The organism is Micromonospora halophytica, assembly GCF_900090245.1.
Taxonomy (GTDB): Bacteria; Actinomycetota; Actinomycetes; order Mycobacteriales; family Micromonosporaceae; genus Micromonospora; species Micromonospora halophytica.
The window spans coordinates 45,563-52,822 of the sequence record NZ_FMDN01000030.1 but is presented as its reverse complement, the minus strand read 5'-3'; the positions used below and the strand labels follow the sequence as shown (position 1 = coordinate 52,822).

The following is a 7,260-nucleotide window of genomic DNA, read 5'->3' as shown; positions in this document are numbered from 1 at the left end:
CTTCCGCAACCCCGAGAACCAGCGCCTACGCACCCGCACCGCCACCACCCGACGCCACCGCGGACAACTCAACCCCGCTTAACTTCGATGAGCCGCCATGACGACGATGGCCAGCAGTACTCCGAGAGTGTCAGTGACTACGCTGCGTTTACGTCCGACGATCTTTTTGGCCGCGTCGGTTCCTTGCGTGGCGGTCGGCGGGTTCGTGGATGTCTTCACGCTCTGTGTGTCGATGACCGCAGCGGTGGGCTGCGCGTCAGGGCCGGCCTTCACTCGGGCCAGGGCGGTCAGATCGACGTTGAGCTGGGCGAAGATGCCTTCGTCGCGCCAGGCGGCATAGTAGTAGTACACCGTGGTGTGTGGCGGAAAGTCATGAGGCAGGTATTTCCAGGCGATCCCGGTGCGGTTGACGTACAGGATGGCGTTGAACACTTCCCGGACGTCGGTACGGGCCGGCTCGCCGGTGGGCCGCCGGTCGATGCGGGCCTCTGCCAGGCGAGCAGTGTCGGTGCGATCAGTGCCCAACGGGCGTCGGAGATGTCGCTGGGGTAGGCGCGGCGAGCGGTCACGTCACAGATCTACTCTGGACGGTACCGCTCGAGTCGCAGCCCGACAGAAGCGGCGATTCCCGTTCGGGTCTACGTCAGACGGAACCCGAGGAGCATTCCGCCTTGAAACGGAACTGTGCCCGCTTCCCCGTCGGTGGATGCATCGCCCCGGATCGGGCAAATAACGCCAATAGTACGGCAGGCGAAACCGAAAAAGCGGGCAGGACGTCATCGAATGCCCTCTGAAAGAGCGCACTCAACGCCTTCGACATCACCTTCGACGGCCGCCTCTCCACCGGCCGCAAGTAGAAGATCAACCAACTCCAGTTGCACCGTCAACTCGACAAACCCGGCCCGGGACGCAGGCGCAGGCCGTGCATGCCGTTGTCCACGGCCAGTACGGTGCCCACCGACGCGCTGGACAGCGGGCTCGCCAGGTAGGTGATGGCGCTCGCAACCTCGTCCGCCGTCACCAGGCGGCCCGTGGGCTGGAACGCTTCGAGCGCGGCCCGGGCGGCCGCCGGGTCCGGTGCCTGCTCCAGCGACCTGCCGATCCACGGCGTGTCCGCGGAGCCGGGAGCCACGCAGTTGACCCGGATGCCCTCGCGGACGTGGTCCGCCGCCATGGCCAGCGTCAGCGCGTAGACCGCGCCCTTGCTGGCCGAGTACAGGACCCGCTGCTGGACACCCGCCCACGCCACGATCGAGCAGGTGTTGACGATCGATGCGGCGGTTGAGCGCCGCAGGTGCGGGACGGCGTGTCGGGCGACCCTGACCATCCCGACCACGTTCACGTCCAGAACGCGCAGCCATTCGTCGTCGCTGTTCACGGTGACGTCCCCGATGGCGCCGATGCCGGCGTTGTTCACCACGACGTCCAGCCCGCCGAAGCGGTCGACCACGGCCTCCACTGCGGACTTGACCTGGAGATCGTCGGTGACATCGGCCTGCACGCCCAGGATGCCGTCCGGCAGCCCTTCTGGTTTCAGGTCGAGGGCGGCGACCCGGGCTCCTCTGCTGCTGAGCAGCCTGGCCGTGGCCAGGCCGATGCCCGACGCGCCGCCGGTGACGATCGCGACCCGTCCTTCGAAGTCGTTCATCCATGCACTCCCGTTCACTCGGTGGTCGCGTACAGCCCGGTACGGGGACCGGTGTGCCGCGGCTTCAGCTCAGGCCAGCACGTCGGCGATCATGTTGACGCCGAGGTCGATCTCCTCGCGAGTGACGACCAGCGGGGGCGCGACCCGCAGATGCCCCTTGGCCTCCTTGCACAGCAGGCCGCGCTCGGCCAGCCTCTCGGTCACCCGGCGCCCGGCCACCTGCTCCTCGGCGATCTGTACACCGGCCCATAGACCGCGTCCGCGGACCTCGGTCACCCCGTCCAACTCGTTGAGCCGCGCGTGCAGATGCGCGCCGAGCTCGCGTGAGCGGGCCTGGAACTCCCCGGTGGCCAGCAGCCGGACCACCGCGCGGCCGACCGCGCAGGCCAGCGGGTTGCCGCCGAAGGTCGAGCCGTGGCCGCCGGGCGTGATGACGCCGAGCACGTCGGCGCGGCCGATCACCGCGGACACCGGCATCAGTCCGCCGCTAAGGCTCTTGCCCAGGGTGTACAGGTCCGCACGGACACCCTCGTGGTCCAGCGCCAGGGTCGTACCGGCCCGAGCCAGTCCGCACTGGACCTCGTCGGCGACGAGCAACGTGTCGGTCTCGTTGCACAGATCACGTACCTCGGCGAGATAGCCCTTTGGCGGAACGACTATGCCGGCCTCGCCCTGGATCGGCTCCAGCAGGATCGCCGCCGTGTTCGCGGTGACCGCTGAGCGCATGGCGTCGATGTCGCCGAACGGCACCACCCTGAAGCCGGGCGTGAACGGGCCGAAGCCGGCGCGGTGGTTGGGGTGCGTGGAGAACGAGACGATGGTCGTGGTGCGGCCGTGGAAGTTCGCGCCCGCGACTATGATCTCGGCGGCCCCGTCCGGCACGCCCTTCACCTGGTACGCCCACTTCCTGGCGATCTTCACTGCCGTGTCGATGGCCTCGCCGCCGGAGTTGGAGGGCAGCACCATCTCGGTACCCGTGAGCTCGGCCAGTTCGCGACAGAACGGCCCGTACTGGTCGTTGTGGAATGCCCGGGTGCTCAGCGTCAGCCGGTCGAGCTGCGCCTTGGCGGCGGCGATGAGGTCGGGGTGCTGGTGGCCGAAGTTGACCGCGGAGTACCCGCCGTGGAAATCCAGATAGCGGCGACCTTCCAGATCGCTCACCCACGCGCCTTCCCCGTGACTGAGCACCACGGGGAAGGGCACGGAGTCGTGGGCCCCCCAGCGCTCGGCGAGGGCCATGTGGTCCTGAGAGGTGAGGACGTCCGCATGCATGGCGAAGCTCCTTTTGCCGGTTTCCAGTGGCGCCGTCGTCGTGGGGAAGGGCGCGCACGTCGGAGGCGCGGAGCATGAACCGTACTGACCCGCCCGCCCGGCACGCGTCCGCGGGAAACGCATGCCGGGGGAAGCGTCCTGCTGACTTTCCCCCGTGCGGCTACGCGGTGAGTGGAGAGCCGTCGCTCCGACGGCCCGTACAGGCCGGCCGCTGCTCCCGGTGCCCGACATGAACGCGAACGCCGCTGTCGTACCGGCTCGGGGCGACGTTCGGGCGGGCTGGGTCCACGGTGGGTAATCGGAGCGCTTAGCCACGCGGTGCGAAAGCAGTTCTGGTGCCTCCCCGGGAATGTGTGTACCGCGGACGCGGACACGGCGGGTGGGTTCGTAGGTTCCAAGCGCAGGAGTGGCTGGTTCGGGCGGGAAGGAGTCGTGATCGTGGACCGGAATGCAACGGTGCGGAGGGTGCTGCCGTGATGCGGGTGGCGGTGGCCGGTGCGGCCGGCTACATCGGTGGGGAGTTGCTGCGACTGCTGCTGGGACATCCCGAGGTCGAGGTAGTGGGCGCGGTCTCGTCCCGCTTCCCGGGGAAACGCGTCGACGGCGTGCACCCGAACCTGCGGGCCGTCACCGATCTGAAGTTCTGTTCGGTGGACAACGTCGGAGAGTGCGACGCGGTCTTCCTGGCACTGCCGCACCGGGTGGCGATGACCCAGATCGGCGACTGGGTCCAGCGGTCCAAGCTCGTCGTCGACCTGACCGGGGACTTCCGGCTCGACGAAGCCGAGGTCTTCCGGCGCTACTACGGCGAGGAGCACCAGGCCCCGCGACTGCTGGGTGATTTCGTGCCCGGCCTGCCGGAGCTGCACCGCGAGAGGCTGCGCACCGCGGACCTGATCAGCGTGCCTGGCTGCATGGCCACGGCCGGCGTACTCGCCCTGTACCCGCTGGTGGCCCGTGACCTGATCGATCTGGAGAGCGGGGCCCAGTTCGACGCCCGCACCGGCTCCAGCGGCTCGGGTGCCACGGCCGGCCCGGCCAACCTGCACGCCGAACGCAGCGGCGCCATGCGCGTGTTCGCGCCGACCGGGCACCGGCACGAAGCCGAGATCTCCCGGCATCTGGGCCTGTCGGCCGCGATGACCGCCACCGGCGTCGAGGCGGTCCGCGGGGTGCAGACCATCTGCCATGCCACTCTGCGTCCCGGCGTGGACAGGCAGACCGTGCGCCGGGCCTTTCGCGAGCAGTACACCGACGAGCCCTTCGTCCGCGTCGTCGCACATCAACGGGGCATCTTCCGCTACCCCGAGCCGAAGATCCTCCTGGGGTCAAACTACTGCGACGTGGGGTTCGCCGTCGACGAGGGCACCGGCCGCCTGACCACGATCGCCGCCCTGGACAACCTCGTCAAAGGCGGCGCCGGCAACGCCGTGCAGTGCTTCAACATCCGCATGGGCCGGCCCGAGACCCTCGGCCTGACCTTTCCCGGTCTCCACCCCCTGTGAGCCCGCACCTCGCGCGAAAGGCAGATGCGCACATGAGCGAGCCGAACAGCACCCCGGGCGAGTGGCAGGGCGGGCGGCACGGAGGACCGGGACCAACGTGCGGCGCATCGGCTACGTGGCCGGACTGCTCGCCGAGCACGGCGTCACGGTGCTGGTGCCGGTCATCGCTCCGTACGCGAAGACCCGCACGCTGGTCCGGGACCTGCACGCGGCGGGTGGCGTCCGCTACGTCGAGGTGCATGTGGCGACTCCGGTGGAGGTCTGCGCCGACCGGAACGTCAAGCGCCTGTACGCCCGGCAGGCGGCGGGTGAACTTACCGGCCTCACCGGCGCGGTCGACCCGTACGAGGTGCCCGTCAACCCCGATCTCCGGGTCGACACCCAGCACCAGACGGTGAACCATTGCGTCCGGCAGGTATGGGCGCTACTCACGGCCCGAGGTCTGTCATGAGCGTCGTCGCACGGCCGGGCGCCGCTGTTGCCGCCCAGGCGGGGGACGATTGCCCGCAGGGCGCCCCGGCCCGCAGGAGGATCCGCTGCCGCACCTCGACCTGCTGGAGGCCGGGGCGGCGCACAACTTCCGCGAGGTCATCGCCTACCGGGACCGGATCGTCGAGAACCACGGCCTCCGGCTCGACGTGGCATCGGTGCAGTCGTACATCGACGACGGCACACTGACCGAGCGGGCGGACGACACCCGCAACCCGCTGCAGACCCTCCCGCTGCTGGACGCGATCCGCGAGGGCCGCTTCGGCGCGGTGTTCGGCGGCGGGCGGCGCGACGAGGAGAAGGCCCGCGCCAAGGAACGGAGGTTCAGCCTGCGCGACGCGTTCGGCACCTGGGAGCAGCTCCGGCAGCGGCCCGAGCTGTGGCAGCTCTACAACGGCCGCCACCTGCCCGACGAGCACTTCCGCGTCTTCCCCTGTCCAACTGGACCGAGTTGGACGTCTGGCAGTACATCGAACACGATGGCATCGAGCTGCCGGAGATCTACTTCGTGCACTGGCGGAAGGTGTTGCAGCGCGACGGCGTGCGGCTGGCGCCCGGCGTGTGGGGCGGCCCCCCGGGACGAGGAGTCCGTGCGCGAGCGCCGGGTCCGGTACCGCACGGTCGGCGACATGTCCTGCACGGGTGCCGTCGACATTTCGCGAGTTGGGCCTCACGGACGTCACTGCCATCCCGATGTCGGCGCTGACTGATGACAACGTGGTGGAGCCGTCGACCAGGATGGACTGGTACGGGTCCGGCGCGCTGCTGGCGCACCTCGAGAGCGTGCCGGTCGGAGCGGACCCGGTCGGCAAGCCGCTGCGCCTGCCGGTGCCGTACGTGATCCGGCACCGGTCGGAGCGCCGGCAGGTGGTGGAGCGCTGGCTGGCCGGACAACTCGCCTCCGATCGCCTCACCGTGTGCGGATCCGCATCGCCGAACCGCTCGCCGTCGACGATGACGCCGACAACCGGCGAATCGGTCCGTTCCTGCTCATCGACCCGCAGGACGGGGCGACGCTCGCGGCGGGAATGGCCGACGCGCGAGCGGGGGACCGGGGAACTGGTGCCCTGTAACCGAGCGGAACCGACGACGCGGCCCTGCTCAGTCGGAGTGCTGAGCAGGGCCGCGTCGTCGGCGACGTTCCCCGGGGAGGGCGTCAGTTCCCGGGCACGGAGCTCCGGTCGGCCGTGGGAACGGGGAGCGGACTCATCGTCACCGCCGTGCCCGAGCCGGCCAGTGCCCGGCTCACAGGCCCTGGTACCCGCCCGTCCGCGATGCGCACCGACGCCACGCCGCCGGCCAGCGCCTCACGTGCCGCAATGAGCTTCAGCGCCATGCCGCCGCGGGCGAACCGGCCGGGCGCCCCGGTCGTGGGTACCTCGTAGGTGTCCAGCACGCTGGTGTCGTCACCTGGATCGGTGAGCACCCCCGGCGCGCCCGTCAGCAGCACGAGCCGGTCGGCGCCGAGCGCCGCCGCGAGCGCGGCCGCCGCGCGGTCGGCGTCGACGTTCACCGGATGACCGTGCTCGTCGGCCGCGGGCGGCGAGACCACCGGCACGAAGCCGGACTGCAGCAGGGTCTCGGCGAGTCGGGGACGCACCTCGTCGAGGCGGCCGCTGAGGTTGTCCCGGATCAGGATCGTCTTGCCGTCCACGACGGACCGCACGACCGACTTACGGCGGGCCCGCAGCATGCCACCGTCCAGGCCGGTGAGGCCGACCGAGGGCACCCCGAGCCGGGACAGCTCCGCGACCAGCTTCGGTTTGACCCCGCCGGCCAGCGCGAGGACCACCACTTCCAGCGTCGCCGGGTCGGTGTAGCGGGTGGCTACGTTGTCGGGGGAGACGAGGGTGCGCTGCGGGATACCCAGCTTCCCCGCCAGCCGTGTGATCTCCCCGGAGCCGCCGTGCACCACGAGGACCGACTGCCCCGCAGCGACGAGCCCGGCGACGTCGGCGCAGATGCCGGCGGAATCGACGGACGGGTTGCCGCCGCACTTGACGACCGTCAGCGGTCCGGTGGTCACGGTGTCTCCAGTTCGCCGGGAATCAGGTGGGAGTCAGCGGGGGTACGGGCCGCGCGCTACCCTCACTCACCCCAGTCCTCTTCGACCTCGGGTGCGCAGGCGAGCACCGCCGGGCACAGCGACAGGATCTCCAGTTCGGTGCTGCAGCCCGCGCAGTCGATGATCTCGTTGAGGCGCGCCGAGGGACTGATCTCCACGTCGTCCTCGCACTCGGGACAGGCCAGTATGGTGGACATGTGACCGTTCTCCTTCCCTTGCGTGTTCCGGAGCGGACACCGGTCTGCTCCGCCGAGTAGGGACGGTACGACCGTTCCGAAGCC

The 7,260-nt window shown here is 70.0% G+C and carries 7 protein-coding genes and 2 pseudogenes; 4 read left to right on the top strand and 5 right to left on the bottom strand.

Features of this window, described 5'->3' with window-relative positions:
- Positions 1-90: 90 nt before the first annotated feature.
- From GA0070560_RS26025 to rocD, 3 genes and pseudogenes are all read right to left on the bottom strand, one after another.
- A pseudogene (locus tag GA0070560_RS26025) lies at positions 91-569 on the bottom strand (IS5 family transposase); the annotation flags it as partial.
- Between the two features lie 314 nt (positions 570-883).
- Positions 884-1,648 carry an SDR family NAD(P)-dependent oxidoreductase gene (locus tag GA0070560_RS26020; protein ID WP_091302459.1) on the bottom strand — a complete coding sequence of 255 codons (765 nt, stop codon included), beginning with the start codon at positions 1,646-1,648 and terminating at the stop codon, positions 884-886.
- A 69-nt stretch (positions 1,649-1,717) separates the two neighbouring features.
- The gene (gene rocD / locus GA0070560_RS26015; RefSeq protein WP_091302457.1) at positions 1,718-2,920 is read right to left on the bottom strand and encodes an ornithine--oxo-acid transaminase; all 1,203 of its coding nucleotides are present in this window, start codon (positions 2,918-2,920) and stop codon (positions 1,718-1,720) included.
- A 476-nt stretch (positions 2,921-3,396) separates the two neighbouring features.
- Between rocD and argC the strand changes: the two genes are divergently transcribed.
- The 4 genes and pseudogenes from argC to GA0070560_RS28905 all read left to right on the top strand — a co-directional run bounded on the left by argC (position 3,397) and on the right by GA0070560_RS28905 (position 5,987).
- A complete protein-coding gene (gene argC / locus GA0070560_RS26010; protein ID WP_211566015.1) occupies positions 3,397-4,425 on the top strand; it encodes an N-acetyl-gamma-glutamyl-phosphate reductase in 1,029 nt (342 codons plus the stop codon).
- A 97-nt stretch (positions 4,426-4,522) separates the two neighbouring features.
- Positions 4,523-4,876 carry an adenylyl-sulfate kinase gene (locus tag GA0070560_RS26005; RefSeq protein WP_211566013.1) on the top strand — a complete coding sequence of 118 codons (354 nt, stop codon included), beginning with the start codon at positions 4,523-4,525 and terminating at the stop codon, positions 4,874-4,876.
- A 49-nt stretch (positions 4,877-4,925) separates the two neighbouring features.
- A pseudogene (gene cysD / locus GA0070560_RS30170) lies at positions 4,926-5,620 on the top strand (sulfate adenylyltransferase subunit CysD).
- 211 nt (positions 5,621-5,831) lie between these two features.
- Positions 5,832-5,987 carry a hypothetical protein gene (locus tag GA0070560_RS28905; RefSeq protein WP_170839590.1) on the top strand — a complete coding sequence of 52 codons (156 nt, stop codon included), beginning with the start codon at positions 5,832-5,834 and terminating at the stop codon, positions 5,985-5,987.
- Between the two features lie 83 nt (positions 5,988-6,070).
- On the opposite strand, the gene GA0070560_RS25995 is transcribed toward GA0070560_RS28905, so the two are convergent.
- Positions 6,071-6,940, bottom strand: a complete 870-nt coding sequence (locus tag GA0070560_RS25995; protein ID WP_091302451.1) for a [LysW]-aminoadipate kinase — start codon at positions 6,938-6,940, stop codon at positions 6,071-6,073.
- 62 nt (positions 6,941-7,002) lie between these two features.
- Positions 7,003-7,176 (bottom strand): lysine biosynthesis protein LysW, encoded by a 174-nt coding sequence (locus tag GA0070560_RS25990; protein WP_091302449.1) that lies wholly within the window; start codon positions 7,174-7,176, stop codon positions 7,003-7,005.
- Positions 7,177-7,260 lie beyond the last annotated feature (84 nt).